At 72.6% G+C, this 19,568-nt stretch carries 25 protein-coding genes and 1 tRNA gene; 13 read left to right on the top strand and 13 right to left on the bottom strand.

The features are described 5' to 3' along the window. Positions 1 to 2: 2 nt before the first annotated feature. The 3 genes from ABZ464_RS16940 to ABZ464_RS16930 all read right to left on the bottom strand — a co-directional run bounded on the left by ABZ464_RS16940 (position 3) and on the right by ABZ464_RS16930 (position 3,912). Entirely contained in the window at positions 3 to 1,301 is a 1,299-nt protein-coding gene (locus tag ABZ464_RS16940; RefSeq protein WP_359277105.1) for an O-antigen ligase family protein, read from the bottom strand. Between the two features lie 8 nt (positions 1,302 to 1,309). After that, positions 1,310 to 2,674, bottom strand: coding sequence for an exopolysaccharide biosynthesis polyprenyl glycosylphosphotransferase (locus ABZ464_RS16935; protein ID WP_359277412.1), 1,365 nt, complete (start codon positions 2,672 to 2,674; stop codon positions 1,310 to 1,312). A 62-nt stretch (positions 2,675 to 2,736) separates the two neighbouring features. Next, entirely contained in the window at positions 2,737 to 3,912 is a 1,176-nt protein-coding gene (locus ABZ464_RS16930; RefSeq protein ID WP_359277102.1) for a glycosyltransferase, read from the bottom strand. Positions 3,913 to 4,361: 449 nt separating this feature from the next. Between ABZ464_RS16930 and ABZ464_RS16925 the strand changes: the two genes are divergently transcribed. The 7 genes from ABZ464_RS16925 to ABZ464_RS16895 all read left to right on the top strand — a co-directional run bounded on the left by ABZ464_RS16925 (position 4,362) and on the right by ABZ464_RS16895 (position 8,344). Next, a complete protein-coding gene (locus tag ABZ464_RS16925) occupies positions 4,362 to 4,601 on the top strand; it encodes a chaplin (RefSeq protein WP_359277099.1) in 240 nt (79 codons plus the stop codon). Between the two features lie 78 nt (positions 4,602 to 4,679). Next, on the top strand, positions 4,680 to 4,970 hold the full coding sequence (locus ABZ464_RS16920) for a hypothetical protein (RefSeq protein ID WP_359277096.1): 291 nt from the start codon (positions 4,680 to 4,682) through the stop codon (positions 4,968 to 4,970). A 134-nt stretch (positions 4,971 to 5,104) separates the two neighbouring features. After that, positions 5,105 to 5,608 (top strand): DUF5949 family protein, encoded by a 504-nt coding sequence (locus ABZ464_RS16915; protein WP_359277093.1) that lies wholly within the window; start codon positions 5,105 to 5,107, stop codon positions 5,606 to 5,608. Positions 5,609 to 5,614: 6 nt separating this feature from the next. Beyond that, complete coding sequence (locus ABZ464_RS16910; RefSeq protein WP_359277090.1) at positions 5,615 to 6,223, top strand: vitamin K epoxide reductase family protein; 609 nt, start codon at positions 5,615 to 5,617, stop codon at positions 6,221 to 6,223. Between the two features lie 120 nt (positions 6,224 to 6,343). Continuing rightward, positions 6,344 to 6,862 (top strand): hypothetical protein, encoded by a 519-nt coding sequence (locus ABZ464_RS16905; protein ID WP_359277087.1) that lies wholly within the window; start codon positions 6,344 to 6,346, stop codon positions 6,860 to 6,862. Positions 6,863 to 6,999: 137 nt separating this feature from the next. After that, a complete protein-coding gene (locus ABZ464_RS16900; RefSeq protein WP_359277084.1) occupies positions 7,000 to 7,494 on the top strand; it encodes a tyrosinase cofactor in 495 nt (164 codons plus the stop codon). Next, entirely contained in the window at positions 7,478 to 8,344 is an 867-nt protein-coding gene (locus tag ABZ464_RS16895; protein ID WP_359277082.1) for a tyrosinase family protein, read from the top strand. Before ABZ464_RS16900 ends, ABZ464_RS16895 begins: the two co-directional genes overlap by 17 nt. Before the next feature lie 116 nt (positions 8,345 to 8,460). Here the strand turns inward: ABZ464_RS16895 and ABZ464_RS16890 are convergent, their stop codons facing one another. From ABZ464_RS16890 to ABZ464_RS16875, 4 genes are all read right to left on the bottom strand, one after another. Then, positions 8,461 to 8,811 (bottom strand): chaplin, encoded by a 351-nt coding sequence (locus tag ABZ464_RS16890; RefSeq protein WP_359277079.1) that lies wholly within the window; start codon positions 8,809 to 8,811, stop codon positions 8,461 to 8,463. A 141-nt stretch (positions 8,812 to 8,952) separates the two neighbouring features. Further along, positions 8,953 to 9,231: a phosphopantetheine-binding protein gene (locus ABZ464_RS16885; RefSeq protein ID WP_359277076.1), complete on the bottom strand. Its 279-nt coding sequence runs from the start codon at positions 9,229 to 9,231 to the stop codon at positions 8,953 to 8,955. Next, positions 9,228 to 10,373, bottom strand: a complete 1,146-nt coding sequence (locus ABZ464_RS16880) for an HAD-IIIC family phosphatase (RefSeq protein ID WP_359277073.1) — start codon at positions 10,371 to 10,373, stop codon at positions 9,228 to 9,230. The genes ABZ464_RS16885 and ABZ464_RS16880 overlap by 4 nt, the downstream gene beginning before the upstream one ends. Next, positions 10,370 to 12,268: a GNAT family N-acetyltransferase gene (locus ABZ464_RS16875; protein ID WP_359277070.1), complete on the bottom strand. Its 1,899-nt coding sequence runs from the start codon at positions 12,266 to 12,268 to the stop codon at positions 10,370 to 10,372. The genes ABZ464_RS16880 and ABZ464_RS16875 overlap by 4 nt, the downstream gene beginning before the upstream one ends. 424 nt (positions 12,269 to 12,692) lie before the next feature. Here ABZ464_RS16875 and ABZ464_RS16870 point away from each other — a divergent pair, with 424 nt between their 5' ends. Further along, positions 12,693 to 13,073, top strand: coding sequence for an S-adenosylmethionine decarboxylase (locus tag ABZ464_RS16870; protein ID WP_055639048.1), 381 nt, complete (start codon positions 12,693 to 12,695; stop codon positions 13,071 to 13,073). A 29-nt stretch (positions 13,074 to 13,102) separates the two neighbouring features. Then, positions 13,103 to 13,768 carry a 4'-phosphopantetheinyl transferase superfamily protein gene (locus tag ABZ464_RS16865; RefSeq protein ID WP_359277067.1) on the top strand — a complete coding sequence of 222 codons (666 nt, stop codon included), beginning with the start codon at positions 13,103 to 13,105 and terminating at the stop codon, positions 13,766 to 13,768. Positions 13,769 to 13,774: 6 nt separating this feature from the next. Here ABZ464_RS16865 and ABZ464_RS16860 read toward each other — a convergent pair. After that, a tRNA-Arg gene (locus tag ABZ464_RS16860) sits at positions 13,775 to 13,851 on the bottom strand. Between the two features lie 81 nt (positions 13,852 to 13,932). Continuing rightward, a complete protein-coding gene (locus ABZ464_RS16855; protein WP_359277064.1) occupies positions 13,933 to 14,130 on the bottom strand; it encodes a hypothetical protein in 198 nt (65 codons plus the stop codon). A 159-nt stretch (positions 14,131 to 14,289) separates the two neighbouring features. Between ABZ464_RS16855 and ABZ464_RS16850 the strand changes: the two genes are divergently transcribed. From ABZ464_RS16850 to ABZ464_RS16840, 3 genes are all read left to right on the top strand, one after another. Continuing rightward, positions 14,290 to 14,469, top strand: coding sequence for a hypothetical protein (locus ABZ464_RS16850; RefSeq protein ID WP_359277062.1), 180 nt, complete (start codon positions 14,290 to 14,292; stop codon positions 14,467 to 14,469). Between the two features lie 159 nt (positions 14,470 to 14,628). Next, a complete protein-coding gene (locus ABZ464_RS16845; RefSeq protein ID WP_359277410.1) occupies positions 14,629 to 14,988 on the top strand; it encodes a hypothetical protein in 360 nt (119 codons plus the stop codon). Positions 14,989 to 15,064: 76 nt separating this feature from the next. Beyond that, positions 15,065 to 15,211 carry a hypothetical protein gene (locus tag ABZ464_RS16840; RefSeq protein WP_359277059.1) on the top strand — a complete coding sequence of 49 codons (147 nt, stop codon included), beginning with the start codon at positions 15,065 to 15,067 and terminating at the stop codon, positions 15,209 to 15,211. A gap of 27 nt (positions 15,212 to 15,238) precedes the next feature. Here ABZ464_RS16840 and ABZ464_RS16835 read toward each other — a convergent pair whose 3' ends face one another. The 3 genes from ABZ464_RS16835 to ABZ464_RS16825 form a co-directional block, all read right to left on the bottom strand. Further along, a complete protein-coding gene (locus ABZ464_RS16835) occupies positions 15,239 to 15,814 on the bottom strand; it encodes a VOC family protein (RefSeq protein WP_359277057.1) in 576 nt (191 codons plus the stop codon). A gap of 71 nt (positions 15,815 to 15,885) precedes the next feature. Continuing rightward, positions 15,886 to 16,440 (bottom strand): YciI family protein, encoded by a 555-nt coding sequence (locus ABZ464_RS16830; protein ID WP_359277054.1) that lies wholly within the window; start codon positions 16,438 to 16,440, stop codon positions 15,886 to 15,888. 79 nt (positions 16,441 to 16,519) lie between these two features. After that, positions 16,520 to 17,098 carry a hypothetical protein gene (locus ABZ464_RS16825; protein WP_359277051.1) on the bottom strand — a complete coding sequence of 193 codons (579 nt, stop codon included), beginning with the start codon at positions 17,096 to 17,098 and terminating at the stop codon, positions 16,520 to 16,522. Positions 17,099 to 17,293: 195 nt separating this feature from the next. Here ABZ464_RS16825 and ABZ464_RS16820 point away from each other — a divergent pair, with 195 nt between their 5' ends. After that, the gene (locus ABZ464_RS16820) at positions 17,294 to 18,433 is read left to right on the top strand and encodes an ABC transporter substrate-binding protein (protein WP_359277049.1); all 1,140 of its coding nucleotides are present in this window, start codon (positions 17,294 to 17,296) and stop codon (positions 18,431 to 18,433) included. Between the two features lie 56 nt (positions 18,434 to 18,489). Here ABZ464_RS16820 and ABZ464_RS16815 read toward each other — a convergent pair whose 3' ends face one another. Further along, positions 18,490 to 19,539 carry a macro domain-containing protein gene (locus ABZ464_RS16815; protein ID WP_359277046.1) on the bottom strand — a complete coding sequence of 350 codons (1,050 nt, stop codon included), beginning with the start codon at positions 19,537 to 19,539 and terminating at the stop codon, positions 18,490 to 18,492. Positions 19,540 to 19,568: the final 29 nt, after the last annotated feature.

Raw genomic sequence — 19,568 nt, 5'->3', positions numbered from 1 at the left:
CTTCACGCGCGCCCCTCCCCGCCCACCAGCGCCCACCACGCCACCAGCCCGAGGACCACCGCGGTCAGGACGGTCGACGGGCCGCCGATGTCGGCGTACACGAAGTCGACCAGCTGCCAGATCAGTAGTCCGCAGGCGGCGAGGGCGCAGTCCAGGCCGGGGCCGGAGCGGCGGGCGCGGAGCAGGCCGCGCAGGGCGAGGGCCAGCAGCGCCAGCCAGCTCCCGGCGAGGGCCAGCAGCCCGATCAGGCCCTGCTCGCTGAGGATCAGCAGATACATGTTGTGCGGGGACAGCAGCGGCTGCCGTACGAAGCCGGAGCCCGCCCCGTCCGTGTCGCTGCCGGAGGACAGCGCGAGCGAGGCGTGCGCGTCGCGGTGCTCGGGGAAGCCCTTGAGCCCGACGCCGGTCAGTGGATGCTCGCGCCACATGCCGACCGCCGCCGCCCACATCGTGTACCGGTCGGTGACCGACTGGTCCGGGGCGTCCGTGACCTGCGTGATGCTGCCGACCCGCTCCTGGAGCATCGCCGAGCCCACCCCGAACCCGCCGACCAGCACCACCCCCGCCGCGACGCCCACCGCGACCGCCTTCAGCGCCCGCAGCGGCCCGGCCAGCACCAGCTGCGCCGAGCAGGTCACCGCGGTCGCGATCCAGGCGCCCCGGCTGAAGGACAGCGCGAGCGGGACGCAGAGCGCGAACGCGGCGAGCGCGGCGACCGTCCGCTGCCGTGCCGAGGTCCGGCCCAGCGCCAGCCCCACCGCGCAGACCAGCCCGAAGGACACCACCGTCGCCATGCCCATCACGTCCTGCGGCCCGAAGGTGCCGACCGCGCGGATCATCGCGCCCTGGTACGAGGCACCGGTCCCGGTGACGAACTGATGGACGCCCACCGCGCCCTGCCAGCCCGCCAGCGCGACGAACGACCAGGCCAGCACCCGTAGATCCCGCCGGTCCCGGACGAGCAGCAGCACCGCCGCCGGGACCAGCACGAACACCTGCAGATAGCGGCCGAGGCCGGTCAGCCCCTCACCCGGCGAGGACGCCCCCGTCGCGGCGAGCGCGAGCCCCGCCACCGGCAGCCCCAGCACCACGGCGGCCGTACGGGACAGGGGGCGCCGCCGCTGCCGTACCAGCAGGACCAGGCAGAACAGCACAGCGAGCGCGGAGACCGCGTCCGCCGGCCCGGCGCCGCCCTCACCGCCGGGCGGGACGGGCAGGGCCAGCAGGGCGATCACGGCGACGACCGGCAGCACCGGCGACAGGGACCGGGCGGCGCCCGGCAGGGGCAGCACGTACGTCATGGGCGGGCTCAGCTCCCCGTCGGTCGCACGAGGGCGGCCGCGGTGCGCATCAGGATGCACACGTCCTGCCACAGCGACCAGTTGTCGATGTACGCGTTGTCGAACCGGGCCCGGTCCTCGATCGAGGTGTCGCCGCGCAGCCCGTACACCTGGGCGAGCCCGGTGATGCCGACCCGCATCCGGTGACGGGCCGCGTAACCCGGGTAGGTCTGGCTGAACTGGCCTACGAAGAAGGGCCGTTCGGGACGCGGCCCGACCAGGCTCATGTCGCCCCGCAGCACGTTCCACAACTGGAGCAGCTCGTCCAGCGAACTCTTGCGCAGGAACCGGCAGAACGGGTTCATCCGCACCTCGCCGGCCACGCTCCAGCGGGTGGCGGACTCGTGCTCGTCGACCGGCCGGTGGGTGCGGAACTTCAGCAGCGTGAACGGAAGCCCGTCCTTGCCGATGCGCTCCTGACGGAAGACGACCCCCGGCCCGTCGGTGCACCGCAGCACCGCCGCGCACACCAGCAGCAGTGGGCTGATCAGCAGCAGCAGCGCCCCCGAGACGGAGATGTCGAGGAGCCGCTTGCCGAGGCTGCCCCGCTGCCCCGACCCCAGGTCCAGCCGACGGCAGTCGAACCCGGCGAGCTGCTCCCGGCGGGTGTACGAGGGCGAGTCGGCGTCGACCTCCCACACCGTGCACCCGGAAGCGGACAGCGCCCGCAGCAGCGGCCCCTGCTTGGAGCGGACGCCGGGGTGGACGCACAGGACGTCCCGGACACCGTTCTGGATGAGGGCCCGCTGCACCTCCTGGCCGGTGGTCAGCACCGGCAGCCCGTCGGCGCCGTCGGCCCGCTCCGCGACCACGCCCACCGGCCGCACCCCGCAGCGCGGGTGGCGCAGCAGCGCGGCGGCCACCCGCTGGGCGGTCGCGGCGGGCCCGATGACGAGCGCGGCGCGCGGATGCCGGACCATCGCCCGGCGGCGGCGCAGATGGACGAGCGCCCGCCCGGCGCAGGCGGCCAGGGCCTGCGCGGCGAAGCCGGTGGCCAGGGTGTGCGCGCTGAGCGCGTGCGCCGGCTGCCAGGCCGCGGCGAGCGCCCCGAGCGCCAGCCAGACCACCGCGATCCGGCCGCAGACGGTGGGCAGTTCGTCCAGCACCCCTCTCACGGGTGGCCGCCATCGGGGCCGCACCGCTAAGGCCAGCGCCGCCAGCACGGCCATCAGGGCCCGGTGGTGGCCCACCCCGAGCAGCACCGCCCCGCCCGCCAGCGCGGCCAGGCCGTCGGCGAGCAGCAGCAGCGGGGGCGCGGCGGCGCGGACCGGCGGACGCCGGGCGGGGAACCGGAGGCCCGCGCCGGTGCTCTCCGGGCGGGGGATGACCGACAGGGGCGGATAGCCGCCCTGGACGCCGGACGGGGTGACGGTCGATTGCGCAGTGCTTTCCGCGGTCACGGGTGGATGGACTCCCTGGACTCGGTGGGCACGACCTGCGGCGCGGGCCTCGGGCGCAGCAGGTCGCGGTACACGTCCGCGACCGCGGCTGCCGTACGCCGCACATCGTGCGTGGACAGGACGTGACGGCGCCCCTGCTCACCGAGCGAGGTCCGCAGCGGCGCGTCGGACAGCAGGGCGGCGACGGCCCGGGACAGCCCCGCCGGATCGTCGACGGGCACCAGACAGCGGGGGACGAGCGCGGCCGGCAGGCTCTCCCGGGCGCCGTCCGTCTCGGTCACCACCACCGGCCGTCCGCAGGCCAGCGCCTCCAGCGGGGCGAGCGCCATGCCCTCCCAGCGGGAGGGCAGCACCACCAGGTCGGCGGCCCGGTACCAGGGGACGGTGTCGTCGACGGCACCCGCGAACAGCACCGACTCCGGCGCCCCGGCCCGCAGCCGCTCCCCGTCCGGCCCGTCCCCGACGAGCACCAGCCGCGCCCCGGGGACCTTCCGCACGACGTCCGCCCAGGCCTCGAGCAGCACGTCCTGCCCCTTCTGCCGGCACAGCCGTCCGACGCACACCGCGAGCGGCGCGGCCGGGTCGACATCCGGCAGCAGGGCGGCGCGTACGGCGTCGGCGGCACCGGGACGGAACCGCTCGGTGTCGACGCCGTTGGGGACGACGCTCCACCGGCCGGTGATCCCGGCGCCGAGCCCGGTCGCGCGCTCCGCCTCGCTCACGCACACCAGCCGGCCGGCCCAGCGGGCCCCGAACCGCTCCCAGCCGAGGGCGAGCGCGGCGGTGGTCCCGCCGACCGCCTCGAACGACCAGGCGTGCGGCTGGAACACGGTCGGGATCCGCCCCCGCACGGCGAGCCGGCCGGCCAGCCCCGCCTTCGCACTGTGGGCGTGCACCAGTGCGGGGCGTGCCTGGTCGAGCAGGCGTACGAGCCGGCGTACCTCACCCGGCAGCGACGGCCCGGGGGACCGGGTCGCCTCCCAGCGCCGCACCCGGGCGCCCAGTGCGCGCAGGCCGTCGGCGAGGGCGCTGTCGGGGCAGGCCACGGTGACGTGCAGCCCGGCCGCGAGCTGGGCCCGCGCCAGGTCGGTGACGACGCGGGCGACGCCGCCGTCCACGGGCTGGGTGAGATGCAGGACCCGGGTTCCGACGTCGGGTTCTGGCTGGTGCATCGCGCGGTTTCCTCGCTCATGGTGGCGCTCGGGACGGGCGGGAACGCGCCGACGTCTTCGTCCGTGTCCCGGTGGCCGCGAAGAGCGCCCCCGGTCCACGTCGCGTCCCGGTGGAAAACGAGCCTGAACGTCCGCTGGTCACCACCGGGTCGCAACCCGCGCCGAGATCGAACACGTCACCGCAACGGCCCACGGCGTGGGCGTGCGCCGGGATGTGCGCCGCCGGAGCCGCCCCGGCCCGCTGATCACCGTGTTCAACACATCGTCGGATGGGTAGACCGGTCGGCCGGACGGCGGGACGGGAGGGGTGCGGCCGGGTGACGGTCGGCCATATGAGCGAATCAGTTCACTCCTTTGGCGGCACAACCCCGGGCGGCGCAGCGCGTTGACACAGCGCCGGGCATCCCCGCCCGGGTGATTGGTGTCAAAACCCCAAGGAGCACTTCTCCATGTCGCGTATCGCGAAGGGCCTGGTCCTGACCTCCGTTGCCGCTGCGGCCGTCGCCGGCGCCTCCGGCATCGCCACCGCCGACAGCGGTGCGCACGGTGTCGCCGAGCACTCCCCGGGCGTGCTCTCGGGCAACGTCGTCCAGGTTCCGGTCCACATCCCGGTCAACGTCTGCGGCAACACGGTCAACATCGTCGGTCTGCTGAACCCGGCCTTCGGGAACACCTGCGTCAACGACTGACGTCACGTCCTCGTCGAACGGCCGCCCTCCCCTCCGGGAGAGCGGCCGTTCGACGTCAGCAATCTCGAAAGGAACCCGATGAAGTCCCTCAAGGCCGCAGTCGTCGTCGCGGGGTCCGTCGTCCTCGCCGGCGCCGCCGCACCCGCGTTCGCCCACGACACCGCGGACCTCACGCCCACCAGCCTCGACGGCGGCGTGAACACCCTCACCAAGGGCGATCTCACCGCCCGGGACGTGATGCCGCTCCAGCAGCAGTCGAACGCGCTCGACACCGAGAACAAGGGCTCCCTCCTGAACACGGTCAACGGCGCGGCGAGCGCCCTCAACCAGCACACCCAGCTTCTCGGCGGGCTCCCCCTGAACGGCTGACGCACCCCGTCCGCAGGGCCGGTCCCGTACGGGCGGGACCGGCGTCCCTCGTTCGTGTGGAGCACCACCCGGGCGTCCCCCGGTCGGGTGAGAACACCCCCGTCCGCCCGCCGCGGCGCTTATAAGGTCGCGCGGTGACCTCAACCCCAAGCACAACCCGCCCCTTCAGCGTGGCCGACCTGGGCACCCTCGTCGTGATGCCGTGGAGCGGCGAGGGCCCCGACGGCAGCGACATGCCGTACCTGCTCGCCTACTCCCTCGGCGACGCGGCGGACGGCGGCGCCGAGACCACCGCCGTCGCCATCGAGCGTCTGCTCGCCGACAACGGCCTGCCCGTCGGCGGCGACCTCGTCGACGGCACCGAACGGCCCAGCCTGCCGGTCACCCTGCTCGTCATGGCCGGCGCGGCCGTCCTGAACATGCCGATGCTCAACGCCCAGTGCGTGCCCCCGCCCGAGTGGCTCGACGCCGTCGAGGCCCGCGGCTACGCCTACCTCGTCTTCACCACCCGCCCGTGGCCCGAGGGCGTCCCCGGCAAGGCCGTCGAGCCCGAGGCGCTGGCCGCGTTCGCGGGCGCCGAGGAGACCCTCACCGCGGCGGCCCACATCGTGCTGCCCGCCCGCAGCCTGCGCGGCTGACCCCCGGTGGCCCCGGCCGAGCACAGCGGGACGGCGGGTGCGACGGGCGCCGGCCGCGCCTACGCCGTGCTGCTCGTCCTGTGCGGCGCGGCCGGGCTGCTGGCCTCCTGGGTCATCACCCTCGACAAGTTCAAGCTGCTGGAGGACCCCGGCTTCACCCCGGGCTGCAGCCTGAACCCGGTGGTGTCCTGCGGCAGCGTCATGAAGAGCGACCAGGCCTCGGCGTTCGGGTTCCCCAACCCGATGCTGGGCCTGGTGGCCTACGGCATCGTCGTGTGCGTCGGCATGAGCCTGCTGGCCGGCGCGGCCTTCCCCCGCTGGTACTGGCTCACCTTCACCGCCGGCTGCCTCTTCGGCGTCGGGTTCGTGTCCTGGCTGCAGTTCGAGTCCCTGTACCGGATCAACGCGCTGTGCCTGTGGTGCTGCCTGGCCTGGATCGCCACGATCGTGCTGTTCTGGTACGTCGTCTCCCTCGACGTACGCCGGGAATTCCTGCCGGCGCCACCGGCCCTGCGCACCTTCTTCGCGGAATTCACCTGGGTCCTGCCGCTGCTGCATCTCGGCATCGTCGGAATGCTGATCCTGACCCGCTGGTGGGATTTCTGGACGAGCTGACGATGTGGTCGTGGCAGTACTGCGGCAACCGGGGGAATTGTGCGCTGAAGGCGATTTCCGGCTCGTTACCCGCTACGGACGCACAGCCCCCAGAACTTGACGAAAGGGCCCGTACCCGAGATGAAGCCGACCACCCGAGGAACCCTCGCCGCCGTACTGACGTGTGTGGCCGCCGCGGCCGGAGCCGCCGCCGCGACCCCCGCCGCGGCGATCGGCACGGTCCCCGTCCCCGTCCCGCTGAACGGCCTGGAGAACTCCCTCGGCATGGAACTGCCCGAGATCGGCGGCGAGATCCCGCTGCCGGCGCCGGGCTCGCCCGAGGGACCGCGCTATGTCGAGGGCCGGCTGATCCCCGAGCGGGCCGTCCCGCAGCTCCCCGTCGGCGCCGGTCTGCCCGGCGCCGGCGTCCGGGCGCCCCTGCCGCAGATCCTCGGAAACGGCTTCGACCACCTCGGCCTCGACGTCCCCGCCACCGACCTGCGCACCCTCGGCCCCGGCCTGGCCCTGGACGCCCCGCTCACCCCGCCGAACCCCGACAACTTCGGCCTGCCCGACCCGAAGCTGCCCCAGGCGGGCGTGCTCACCCCCGTCCTGCAGGCCGTACCGGCCGCGAACCTCGGCCTGGGGCAGGGCCTCTAGCACCCGCGCGGACGACGGCACCGTGAAAACGGGCCCGGACGGTCTCCCGTCCGGGCCCGTCCGTGTGCTTCGTGGTGACCCGGGGGGCCGCCGGGCGGTTACCGCTACGGACAACCGCACACGAGGAGGAGCACCCCATGGTCGTCAACGCCGACGGAGTACCCGTACCCACGAGGCAGCCCGGGCCGACGAGAGCCGGTACCCGGCGGGAGCTGCTGCGCGGGCTGCTCGGCGTCGCCGCCGGCCTCGCGCTCGTCCCGGTCGTCGCCGCCTCCTGGCCCCCCGACCCGCTGGACGGCACCGGCGACACCGGCGACACGGCCGGCACCGGCTTCGACGAGATGTACCGCGGCCGCCGTATCCAGGGCGTCCTCACCCCGCTCGGCCGCTCGGCCGCCGACGGCGCCCAGTGGGAGGTCACCGTCGACGGCCGCCCGCTGCACCTGATGCGCCGGGCCGACGGCACCTGGCTGAGCATGGTCGACCACTACCGCTCGTACCGCACCCCGCTGGAGGCCGCCCGCGCCGCCGTGGACGAGCTCGGACCGGGCGAGATGCTGCGCGAGAGCGACGACCCGGCGGACGGCGGCCGCCTGCACGACATGGGGGGACGCCATGGTCTATACGCGTAAGGACGTCAGCACACTGACCGTCGGCGAGCGCCAGCGGTTCGTGAAGGCGATGCTGGAGGTCAAACGGCGGGGCGAGTACGACGAGTTCGTACGGATGCACATCGACTACTACGTCTCCGACGGCGAGGGCGGCCTGCGTACGGCCCACATGGCGCCCTCCTTCCTGGCCTGGCACCGGCGCTTCCTGCTGGAGCTGGAGAAGGCGCTGCGCCGGGTCGACTCCTCGGTGACCGTGCCGTACTGGGACTGGACGCGCGACCGCACCGCGACCGCCGCGCCCTGGACCGCGGACCTCCTCGGTGGCAACGGACGTTCCTCCGACCGTCAGGTCACCACCGGGCCGTTCGCCTACGCCACCGGCAACTGGACCCTCAAGGAGAACATCACCGACGGCGAGTTCCTCACCCGCGACCTCGGCCGCGCCGCGAACCCCATCGAGCTGCCCACCCCGGCCGAACTGGAGTGGGCCCTGAAGGACCCCGTCTACGACACCGCGCCCTGGGACTCCACGGTCACCGAGGGGTTCCGCAACAAGCTGGAGGGCTGGGGCACCGGCCGGGGCAGCGCCGCCTGGCGCAACCACAACCGGGTGCACCGGTGGGTCGGCGGGGAGATGCTGGGCGGCGCGTCCGTCAACGACCCCGTGTTCTGGCTCCACCACGCCTTCATCGACCTGGTGTGGACCCGCTGGCAGGCCCGGCACGGCAGCCACCGCTATCTGCCCGCCGAACCGCCCGGGCCGGCGAGCCGGCAGTACCGCCGGGTCGTCGCCCGCAAGCAGAAGCTGCCGCCGTGGAATGTGACCCCGGATCAGCTGGAGGACGTGTCCGGGATCTACCGGTACGCGTAGGTCTGTAGGCCTGTAGGCCTGTAGGCGTTAGACCCACAGGCGGAGGGCGCGTGGACGCGCGAGAGCCCCGGCGCTCGAGGTGCCGGGGCTCTGCCGATGCGTGGGGGACGCGTGCGTCAGTCGCCGTAGCCGGCGCCGCCGTGCTTGCCGCCGCCGTTGCTGGAGCTGCTGCCGTGGCGGTCGTGACCGTAGTCGCCGCCGTGCTCCTTGCCGCCCTTGTCGTGGCCGCTGACGTTGGCGCAGGTGTTGCCGAAGGCCGGGTTCAGCAGGGCGATGACGTTGACGGTGTTGCCGCAGAGGTTGACCGGGACGTGGACCGGAACCTGGACGACGTTGCCCGACAGGACACCCGGCGAGCCAACGGCCGCACCCTGCGCACCCGCGTCCGCCATGGCCAGGCCGGCCCCACTGACCACCGCGGCGCCGGTGCCCAGGGCAACGGCCGCCACCTTCGCGATGCGAGACATCACGTTCTCCTTAAGTGACTCGGTTCGCGCGACAGCAGGGAACGCCGTCGCACACGCCGTTCAACGCGGCCACCCCGGCCGGGTCACGGCGCGTCGGTCCGGATCACCCTTTTTGAACAGGAGAGACGTACAGACGGGTGCCTAGGCGGACCGGAGGTGTGTCGCCACGAAGCCGGCGAGCGTGGCGATGGACTGCAGGCTGTCCAGGCTCAGGTCCAGCGCGGCGACGTCCACGCCGAACCGGGCGTCGATCGCGCCCAGCAGGGTCACCCCGGCCAGCGAGGTGAGCGCGATCTGCGGGCCGAACAGCTCGGTGTCCGCGGGGAGTCCGCCCACCCATTCCGGGTCCAGCCGGGCGGCCCCGGCGATCATCGAGCGCAGTTCCCGCTCCACGCCGGCGGGGTCCTGGATGTCCGTCACGCCTGGGCGTCCTCTCGGTCGGATACGTGCAGATAGGGGGGCGGCTGCGGGAGATCGCCGTGCAGCGGGCGGCCGAGGACGGCGGAGTCGGCCGTCGCGCCCTCGGTGTCGTCCATCCGGCGCAGGCCCGCCTGGCGCAGCAGGATCCGCATCTCCAGGTTGGCGTCCGTCGGGCGCAGGGTCACCCGGAACTCCTCGGCGCCGGCCCGCCGGGCCCGTTCCATCAGCCAGAACAGGAAGGCCGCCGCCGCGCCCCGCCCGGCGACCCGACAGGAGAGGGCGAGCAGCGGGACGGACCAGGTGGCGGGGGCGGTGCTGGGGCCGGTGCCTGTGCTGGTGCTGGGGCCCGTGCCCGTGCCCGTGCTGGTGCTCGTGCCGGTGCCGGTGCGGTCCACGAGTGCGGCGCCGATGATGCCGTACGCGCCGAAACGGTCCGTCATCCGTGCCGTGTACAGCTCGTGCCCCTCCGAGGCGGCCAGCTCGCGCAGCCGGCCGGGGGTGAGGCCGGAGGAGTTCAGCCGGTGGGTGCGGGCGGCGAGCTCCAGGGCGCGCGGGATCTCCTCCGGCGCGGCCGCGCCGACCGTGAGCCGCATGGCGCACCAGCTCAGGAACTCCTCCCGGCTGCCCCGGAAGCGTTCGCCCTCGGCCCGGCGGGCCTCCTCGGTGCGGTAGCGGTCGACCCGGGCGCGTGACTCGGGGGTGACCTCCCGGCCCTCGAACGCGGCCAGCAGCGCGGGCACGTCCTCGGGCGCGAGGGTCCGTACGGCGGGCAGCAGGGCCTCGACCTCGGCGCGCTCGTAGGGCGAGTCGTCGACCAGGACGAGGGCGTCCACGGCGATCCCGAGGTTCTCGGCGATCCTGCGCAGCGACTCGCTCTTGTCCTGCCAGGACACCTGCGGGGCGAGGAACCGCTCGCGCACCTCCGGCAGGCCGGCCGCGAGCCGGTCGAGCACGGCGGGCGCGCTGCGGCTCGCGATGCTGCTGAGCACCCCGCGGGCCGCGAGCGCGTCGATCGCGGCCAGCATCTCGGGGCGGGGGACGGGTGGTTCGTCGGTGGGGGACTCGACGGCGATGTCGTCCCAGAGGGTGCCGTCGAGGTCCCAGACGACGCACTTGACGTGGTCGGCGTCGACGGCGGTCATCGTTCACCCCGGGGCAGGAACAGCTTCATCGAGAGGCTGGTGGGGTCGAAGCCGAACTTGCGGTAGACCGTGCGCATCGGGACGTTGCCGACATGGACCCGGCCGGTGACCTCGGTGATCCCGCCCGCCAGGCAGAACTCCAGGCCCGCGGTGAGGAGGAGTTCGGCGACGTCGCTGCGGTTGTCCACCGGGGAGACCGCCAGGGAGCGGAAGTTGGCGTAGCGGTCGCCGGTCATCGCGTTCTGGTTGATGCTCACCCAGCACCAGCCGACGGGGTCCTCGCCCGGACGCCCGGCGACGATCATGCCCTCCTTCGACTTCTCCATCGCCTTGCCGAGGCGGGCCGCCCAGCGGACCGGGTCGTCGATGGCGTCCTCGCCGAAGGAGACCCGGGCGATCTCGGCCTCGAACGCCCCGATCGCCGGAAGATCGCGCTCGTCGGCCTGCCGGGTGAGATAGGGGTACGCGCGCTTCTGAAGGGCGGCACGGTCCTCGGGGGCCGGGGGGTGCCAGCCGATGGTGCGGGTGGAGGGGCTCGAGGGGGTGATGGGGCTCGAGGGGCTAGCGGGGGTGGCGGGGGTGGCGGGGGTGATGGGGGTGGCGGTGCCGACGGGGGCGGGGGCGCTGGCGGTACCGGCGGGGGCGGAGGGGCTGGCGGGGGTGAGGGGGTTGGCAGGGCCGGCGGTGTCGGTGGGTTCCGTCGGCGGGGCCTCCGAGACCAGCCGTCCCGGCCGGAACGGCCCCTTCCCGCAGTTCGGGCAGCCCTCGGCGCGCAGGGCCGCGACCGCGGCCCAGCGGGCGCCGGGGCCGACGCGCACCTTGTGGCCACAGGCCACGCACTCGTACTCGCGCTGCCGGGTCCGCTTGTCGCCCGTGTACAGGGGGCCGCCGTAGTCGCCCTGGCGGGAGGCGGTGGAGGTGGTGGTGAGGAGCTGCTGGAAGAAGCCGACCCCGCCGAGGATGCCGCTGCCCTCGTACTCGTTGAAGTTGCGGATGTAGCCGTTGGTGACCAGGCCCAGGCCCATGATCTCCCGCTGGACCTCGAGCATCTCGTCCGGGCTCTTGCCGCCGAAGGAGAAGAAGATGCTGTGCGCGGGACCGGGCCGCAGCCCCTCCACGGCGCGGGACAGGAAGAGGCGCGCGCCCTCGGGGGTGTACGGCGGGTCGGTCATCGCGACGTCGTGCCGCCCGTGCAGCTGCTCGGGCAGCGGCTGGCGCAGATCGTGCTGCACCGTCTCGACACGGGTGCCCAGCCCCCCCGCCACCTTCTGGATGTAGTCGAGGATCTCGGCGGAGATGTCGACCACGGTCACCCGCTCGACGATCGGCCCGCCCAGCACGTCGCCCACGACGGCCACGGCCAGCGACACCAGGTCGTCGTCGCCGATGAGCAGCAGCGAGCCGCCCGGCAGGGCGCCCGCCGTCAGCAGCGCCAGCACCCGGCGCACCTTGGTCTCGGCCGTGCAGTGCGACTGGTCGATCGCCATGTCGGCGGCGGGACCGGACTCCATGAGCGCCCGCAGCCGTCGTACGGCCTCGTCCAGCACCTCGGGGATCACCAGCTCACGGCCGTCGCAGGTGCGGCAGGTGGCGTCCATGGTGAGGTCCATGCCGAGCTCGGCGACGAGGTCCGCACCGGCCTCGGTCAGCCGGGACGGGCGCTCCTTGGTGACGAGACCGCGGCGCCGCAGCTCGTTCCCCAGGGCGGCCACGATCGGCACCGGCAGACCGGTGGCACGGCTGAGGTCCTTGGTGGAGGCGGGGGCCAGACGGCGCAGCGCACGCAGCACGGACCGCACTCCGGGCGGGCCCTCCTGAAGCCGGACGGCGTCCGCGACTTCCGTGAGCAGTTGATCGGCGGTGGTACTCCGGGGGTGCCGACGCGCGTTCGTCACAATGCTGCTCCAGGGAAGCTGATGGATTCCGGGGGTATCGAGTATACGGGCTGGTAGGCGCCCCGATCGGACTCGGTACGACGGCCGGGAATGCGAATGGGCAAGAGGAATTCCGGCGACGATCCCGCACTGTTCCGGCGGACGGCATTCCACACCCCTGGGCGGAAAGGTTTACCGGAATTCACCACATCGCTTCCCGGTATCGTCCCGACATCGTCCCGGCAGTGTTTCCGGTCGAATATGCCCCCGGTCTTCGCGCCCCCTTGACGGGACGTGCTCGCGAGCCCCATAGCGCCCCGGATGCTAGGCTTGGCCCGACCGAGCGCCAGTCACCGGCCTCGCGACCTTCCTCTTCAGCCGCGCGGACCAGCGCTGATCTATCTGAAAGGAGACGGGGGCAGCGGTTCCTCACCCCCGGTTCCCCATGACCAACTCCACCGACCTCGCCACCGAGGGTATAAACGTCGACGATCTGTGCTCTTATGCCGTCGACGTATGGGTGAGCGACCACAGCATCCTGACCGACGAGGAGCGCCTCCTCCAGGTGCTGCGCACGGCCGCCGAAAAGGGAAACGCCACGGTACTCGGTGAGGCGTCGCACGTTTTCCCGAACGGCGCCGTGACCGCCATTCTCCTGCTTTCCGCCTCGCATCTGAGCATTCACACCTGGCCCGAATTCAGCCTGGCGAACGTCGACCTGCTCGCGTACGGCCGGCTGAACGGCGAACGGATGATGCAGAGCGTGGAGCTCGGCCTTTCGCCGACGAAGATCAACGTGACGCGCATGCTGCGCGCCGTGCACTAGTTCCTTCCGCACTCTCCCCGGTCTCCGTCGTGCATTCCGTGCAGGTCTCGTGGGCGCGCTCGGCCGACGCCCACGAGGGGCTGCTGGAAACACTCGCCCCCGTGGAGCGCGCCCGCTACGCGGCGACGGTGGACCCCGCCGCCCGGAACCGGTTCCTCGTCGGCTGCGCCCTGAGCCGCCGGCTCCTGGGCGAGCTGCTCGGCGTACCCCCCGGGGACGTACCCCTGCGGCGGGTCTGCCCGACCTGCGGCGGACCGCACGGCAAGCCCCGGCTGGCGGTCTCCGCCGGGTACGACTTCTCGGTCACCCACAGCGGCGACGTCGTCGGTGTGGCCGTGTGCCGGGGCGCGGAGGTGGGCCTGGACGTCGAGGAGGCCCACACCGCCCTCGACGTCGACGCCGCGGCCCGTACGGCTCTCTCCGCCCGTGAGTCGGCCGCCCTGTACTCCCTGCCCCCGGTCGAGCGTAAGCCCGCCTTCCTGCGGATCTGGACGCGGAAGGAAGCGGTGCTCAAGGCGCTTGGCGTGGGCCTGGGCGCCCCACTGCGGGAACTGGAGGTGTCCGAGCCCGGCGCCGCCCCGGCGGTGCTCGCATGGCCGGATCTGCTCGCCGACCACCCACGGGCGACCCTCATGGATCTCACCGTGGACGGCATCCATCCGGCGGCGGTGGCGGTGACGCCCGCAGGCGCCTGAGTGGCGTGTCTCCGGCAGAACTCGAACCTGCGGCCAAGCGCTTAGAAGGCGCCTGCCGTGTCCGCCGCGCACTGGCCACTGACCTGGGAAGCCGCCCCTTCGACACGCATTCGACACGTCCGGGAGCCGTTCTACAACGCTGACGGCTTCCCGGCTTCCCCGATCTACGGCCGCCGGTAGGCCGAGGGATCGACGCCCGCTTCCGGCGTCCTGCTGAAGGACACGTAGGCGGGATGCTCAGGGTCTCCCACCTGCATGAGGGCGAAGAGATCAAGGTCATGATTCACGAACCTGTGGAGGTATTGGAGGAACAGCTCCAACTCGTCGTCCGACAGCCGTTCGTCGTGCCTCTCGTTTCGCATGAGGTCAGGGTACGAGCCGAGAGGCCAGGGGGGACGAAACGGCGTGACTGCGCGGGGCTGCTGGGCGATGGACGCATCCCAGTCACGAAGTGCTGGCCGGTCTCGCTCTGATGCGGCCCCGGGAGGAGCATGAGAGAAGAGCTACCAATGGAGGCCGCAATGAAAACCGGAGCCTCAGATTACGACCGCTGGCTGTACTCCCACACTCCCTCCCAGGCCGAGGGCGAGCGCGACGAACCAGCCGAGCGTGCGGCCATGGAGCAGCACCCCGATGTCCCCAGGACCGAACCGTCCCAAGCGGAGGGTGAGCGGGTGGATGACATGATCGCCGATCAATGATCAATGAACGGCGCATACCGCGGAGCCCCGGCATCGTGCGACGGGGTCCCGGGGCCCGACGACGCGGTCACGTCCGCTGGTCAAAGACTGCTTCGTCCCGAAGCAACTTGGGGTCGCGGTACCTGGCTGCCGTACCGCAAGATCCAAACGGGGGTGACCATGGAACGGCATGTGCTGGAATCGCAGTTGGCCGGTGATGACGAGGCGTCCGTGAAAGCTCTGGCCACCCTCCGCAGCGGCGCCACCTACTGGGTGGCAGATCGGGCACAACCCGCGGGCCGGCATGCCGGAGTCTTCAAGCGCCGTCTTCAGCGCATGCGGATGCACGGACTCGAACCTCTTGGGCTGGAACGAGCAGTGCAGCTCATCCGCGAACATGGCCGGCCCGTGCGCACAGGGCTGATCGACTCTGCCGATCGGACATGGACCACTCTGCTCTTTCTCACCGAGGACGGCAGCGCACTAGTGGCCTGCGCCGGCTGGCCACTGCCGCTGGTTGTCAGGGAGCCACCGCTTTAGGAGTTCGATCCATGGGCCGTGCGGGCTGCTCGGGCACCTGCTCGCCGACCCATTCGGAATCCAGTCCGGGGGAGCCATGGCACTGGTCCGCAAGGGATCACGACGGATCGTCGTCGACGGCACGGCCCACCACTGGCGGCTGCGAGGCCGGCCGACGTACTTCCAGGCCCTGGCTTGGGCGCCGTGCACCTTCGCGGTCGAGCATGCGGACACGCCGGCATGACGCTCGTGGTCACCATGACAACAGGGCTCATGAGGCCTCCTGAGTCGCCCCATCTTGCCGGACGGCGCCAAGTGTCGGCGGTCTTGTAGGCGCGCTGCTGCGTCCGTGGCGGCGGCCGCTGAGCTCGGTGTCGAGTGTTTCCTGGGCCACGCGCATGGCCTCGGCGTACACGGGGTCCCGCAGCCGCTTCCACATCTCGTCCTCGGAGACGTCCTCGATGCGGCCGACCACCCACCAGATGTTGCCGAACGGGTCCTTGATTCGCCCTCCGCGCTGTCCGAACGCGCTGTCGGCCAGAGCCGTGACGACCTGACCACCGGCGGCGACGGCTCGTGCGAACGACGCGTCCGCGTCGGCGACGAACACACGGAGCAGGCTCGGCAGGGCGGGCCAGTCCGGGTGTCGGTCGAAGGCCAGCACGACGGTGTCGCCGACTCGGATCTCACCGTGGCCGATCAGGCCGTCCTCGGTCGAGACTCGTGCGAGCTCCTCACCGTCGAAGGCTTGAGTGACGAAATCGAGAAAGGCCCCCGTGTCGTCGGTGACGACCCAGGGGGCGACGGTGGTGTAGCCCTGCGGCGCGGCGGTGGTGTGATCGGTCATCGCGGTCCTCCCACGGCTCGTGAGCGATTGCCCGACAGCCACGGTAGGGGCGCGATAGGCCCGTCTCTGTCCTAATTGCCCGTCCGGCCGCCGGACTGCCACGGGTGGATCTCGATGTCCGCGTACCGGTCCGGGGACAGGACGGCGCGTGCCGTTTCCGGGTTCGGGGCTCGTACCAGGGCCGCCGTGCCCAGCCAGGTGTTTCCGTCGTCGGAGAGCAGGGGGCCGTAGGCGATCAGCTCGTCCCGGTCGGGGGGCGGGGTGGTGTCGGCGGGCGCGCCCGAGCCCAGACCGAGTACCAGGAATCGGTTGCCGCCCGTCAGCCCGCCGGGGAATTCCCACATCGTGCGCCCCAGCATGTTGTGCCACCGCCGCAGCAGTACGTCCCGGTACACACCGGCCTGGTAGCCGGGCTCCTCGAAGGCGAACGCACGGGCGGCTGCCGGGGTGGCCAGGTCGACGATGTGCACACTGCCGGTGGGCACCCCGTCGGCAGCGGAGAGCGTCGGCCCTCGGGCGATCATCTCCGCCGCGTACCGATCCATGTAGGACCAGTGGTCTTCGAGCAGCTCCTGGCGCAGCGCCAGTGAGCCGGGCCGGTCACGGTGGTAGCAGAAGAACTCCATGCCCGACAGTCTTTCGGCCCCCGGGTACCCGGTACAGCGGATATCGGCGGGACCGATGTCGGCGCGGTCCGGTGGCCGGTCAGCAGTCGATGTCGGCCGCGCCCCCGCCGAGGACCGGATCGGTGGCCGTGCCGTTGACCCGGAGGACACCGCCGTCCGGCCCCCAGTCCAGTTCGTATCTGCCCGCTTCGACGGGTCGGTCGCCGTCGTCGACCCGCCAGGATCCCGCCGTGCCCAGGGCCAGGCCGGTGCGGCCCACCGCGTAGGCCTCGCCGTTGCCGGCCATGAGGAAGGACGTCTCCCGCACCACGGCGGTGCAGCCGTCCGGCCCTTCCGGGGGCAGCACGTGGTACCGCACGTCGGAGATCAGGTCGTCCAGCGCTCCCGCCGCGATGCCGAGCACTGCCGTGCCGATCAGCAGACCGATGCCGAGCTGTGCCCATCCGTTTCGTTTCGGCCGGAGCCCCGGAGCGGCCGTCGGGCGGGCCGCCCGGGTGAGGGTCCAGCGGAGGAGGAGTGCCGTGGCGAGGAGCGCCGCGCTCACCGCCCAGCCGGGGACCACCCGCCCCCGTACGACCAGCAGAAGGCTGCTCCAGCTCGCCACGGCGGCGAGGGCCAGACTGCCGGTGCCCAACGCCGTGGAGACAGTGGGCGACAACCTCGTACGGTGCTGTGCGGATGCTTCGGTCACAGCGGGTACGACGGTACGGCGGCGCCGACAGTTGCAGCGGGCCCGATGCAACGAGGCTGCCGGAGAAGGTCGTTGGCGGCTCGGCTACGCTCGGTGTCGCTGACGATCACTCAGCGATCCGGGCATGCCGCGACCGAATCGACGCTCGGGAGACGCCACCCCATGCATACGCCGCCGTCGTCGTCACCCTCATCGTCATCGTCATCGTCATCCGGAGCCGAGCAGGCCGACCCGTCCGCCGTCCGGATCGGCGCGCTCGTGCCGCTGAGCCGGCCCGGCTGGGTCGAGGCGGGCCGGCACCTGCTCGCCGGACTCGACCTGGCCGTTCGCGAGGTCAATGACGCCGGCGGGATCGCCGGACGGCCGCTCGAACTGGTGGTCCGGGACACCGCGGCCGATCCGCAGCGGGCCGTGGCGGCCGTGGACGAGCTGGCGGGCCTGGGTGTGGCCGCCTTGGCCGGGGAGTACCACAGCGTCGCCGCCCGCGCCGCGGCTGCCCGGGCCGACGCCCTCGGGCTGCCGTTCCTCTGCTCGTCGGCGGTGCTCGACGCGCTCACCGAACAGCCGACGGACTGGGTCGCGCGCCTGGCCCCGGCCCAGTCCCACGGCTGGCGGATCTACGCGGACTTCCTCCTCGGCGCGGGCCATCGCCGGATCGCCGTGGCGGCCGAGCCGAGTGTCTACTGGGCGTCCGGGACCCGCGTCCTGCGGGACCACCTCGCTCCGCGCGGCGGCAGGGTCATCGAGCTCGACCTGCGTGCGCTCGCCCCGGCGGCGGTGGGCGACCTGCTCGTCGAGCACGGCGCGACCGCCCTCCTTCTGCTGGTCGGGCACCCGGAGCCGGCGGTGTCGATCGTCCGCTCCGTCCGCCGCGACCAGCGCCTCGCCGAGGTCACGATCGGCGCTCCGGCGGGGCAGCCGGAGTTCGGCTCATGGGCGACGGCGCTGGGCGACGACGGCTCCGCGATCCCGTTCCTGCGCTATCTGCCGGAGCGCCTCGGCCCGCTGGGCGCACGCGTCGAGGCGGCCCTGCGTGAACGGCTGGCCGAAGCGCCCTCCTTCGTCGCCTTCGAGGGCTACGACACGATCGCCGTCCTCGCCGATGTGCTGCGCTCGCACGGCGTGGACCGGGCGCGCACTGCCGCTTCCTGGCCGCGCGTCGCGGTCGAAGGCACCCGCGGGCCGATCCGGTTCTCCCGCACGCCGGGCATCGGCGTCCGGCAGTGGGCCTGGCCGCCGGTCCAGGTCGTCGACCGCGACCCGGCGGAGCCGACCCGCTTCCGGATCCTCCGCACCGGCTGAGCGATCCCGGAGTCCGGCGGCTGTCCCCAGGGCCGGCGCGTGTCGTTCGAGGCAGGTCACCGGTCCTGCGGCGTGAGTTCCTGTTCCGCTTCCAGGGCGGCCCTGCACACGGCGGCCTGGACGTCGGTGTGGGCCAGCAGGTACACGATGCGGATACGCGATGCCGGGTGGGAGCGGAAGTAGACCACGGTCGACGACAGCAGGCGTTCCGCGGTCTTGCGCAGGTCGCTGTTGCCCCCACCGGTCCCGAGGAGCGGCAGCACCACCGAGCGCAGCGCCTCGCCCTCCGCGGCGAGACGGTCGGCCTCCGTGAGGATGTTGCGGACACACCGCTCCAGATCCATGACCTGTCGATAGCCGGAAGTGGGTTCTCCCTCGACCGCGGCGACGTGCAGGATCCGCTGGACCTGGTGGCTCTCCCGCAGTTCTCCCGGTCCGGTGACCAGGACCTGACCGGCGGTCACATAGGAGCGGCCGGCCATGCGCTCGGCCAGCTCCGCGGCGATGGTGTCCTGGACGAGGTGACCGGCGTCGTCCCGGCGACCACCGTGGTAGCGGATCGCCGCGGACAGGGTGGGCTCGTCGACGCGGGACATCTCCATCCGCGTGTTCTCCGAGTTCACCCACACATCGGCGCCCAGGATGTCGGCCAGGTTCCCGGTGACCATCCCCACGCGATGCCGCTGGTCGCCCCGCAGGGGCCGTTCGTACCGCGTGCACGGGGCGACCCGGGGTGGCGCGTCCTCGGAGCCGTGCTCGGCCAGCAGTTGCCTGCGCAACGCGGCGTTCTCCCGTCCGAGCTTCTTCAGCTCCGCCGCCGCTTCGTCGTGTCGGCGCGTCCTGGCCAGCCAGGCGAAGGACGCCAGCATGAAGAACGCGGCGAAGCCGGCGGCACCACCGAGCCCGAACCCCAGCGCCCGGCCCTCGGTCAGGGAGTCGGGGAAGACGGAGAAGAGGAACAGCGCCGCCGCGAGCGAGTAGAGCAGGATCACCGGGAGTTGGAGGGCGTACTGGCGCTCGCTGCGACGGGGCGAGGACGACCAGATCTGCAGCCCGACGCCGGAAACGGTGAAGACCGCCGTGATGATCAGGTGCAGCGGACTCATCGGTGACAGCCCCCGGGATCGATGGCGCG

This window comes from Streptomyces sp. NPDC005820 (assembly GCF_040630255.1).
Taxonomy (GTDB): domain Bacteria; phylum Actinomycetota; class Actinomycetes; order Streptomycetales; family Streptomycetaceae; genus Streptomyces.
Note: the sequence above shows the minus strand (reverse complement) of the source record. Positions and strands in the feature narration are given on the sequence as shown.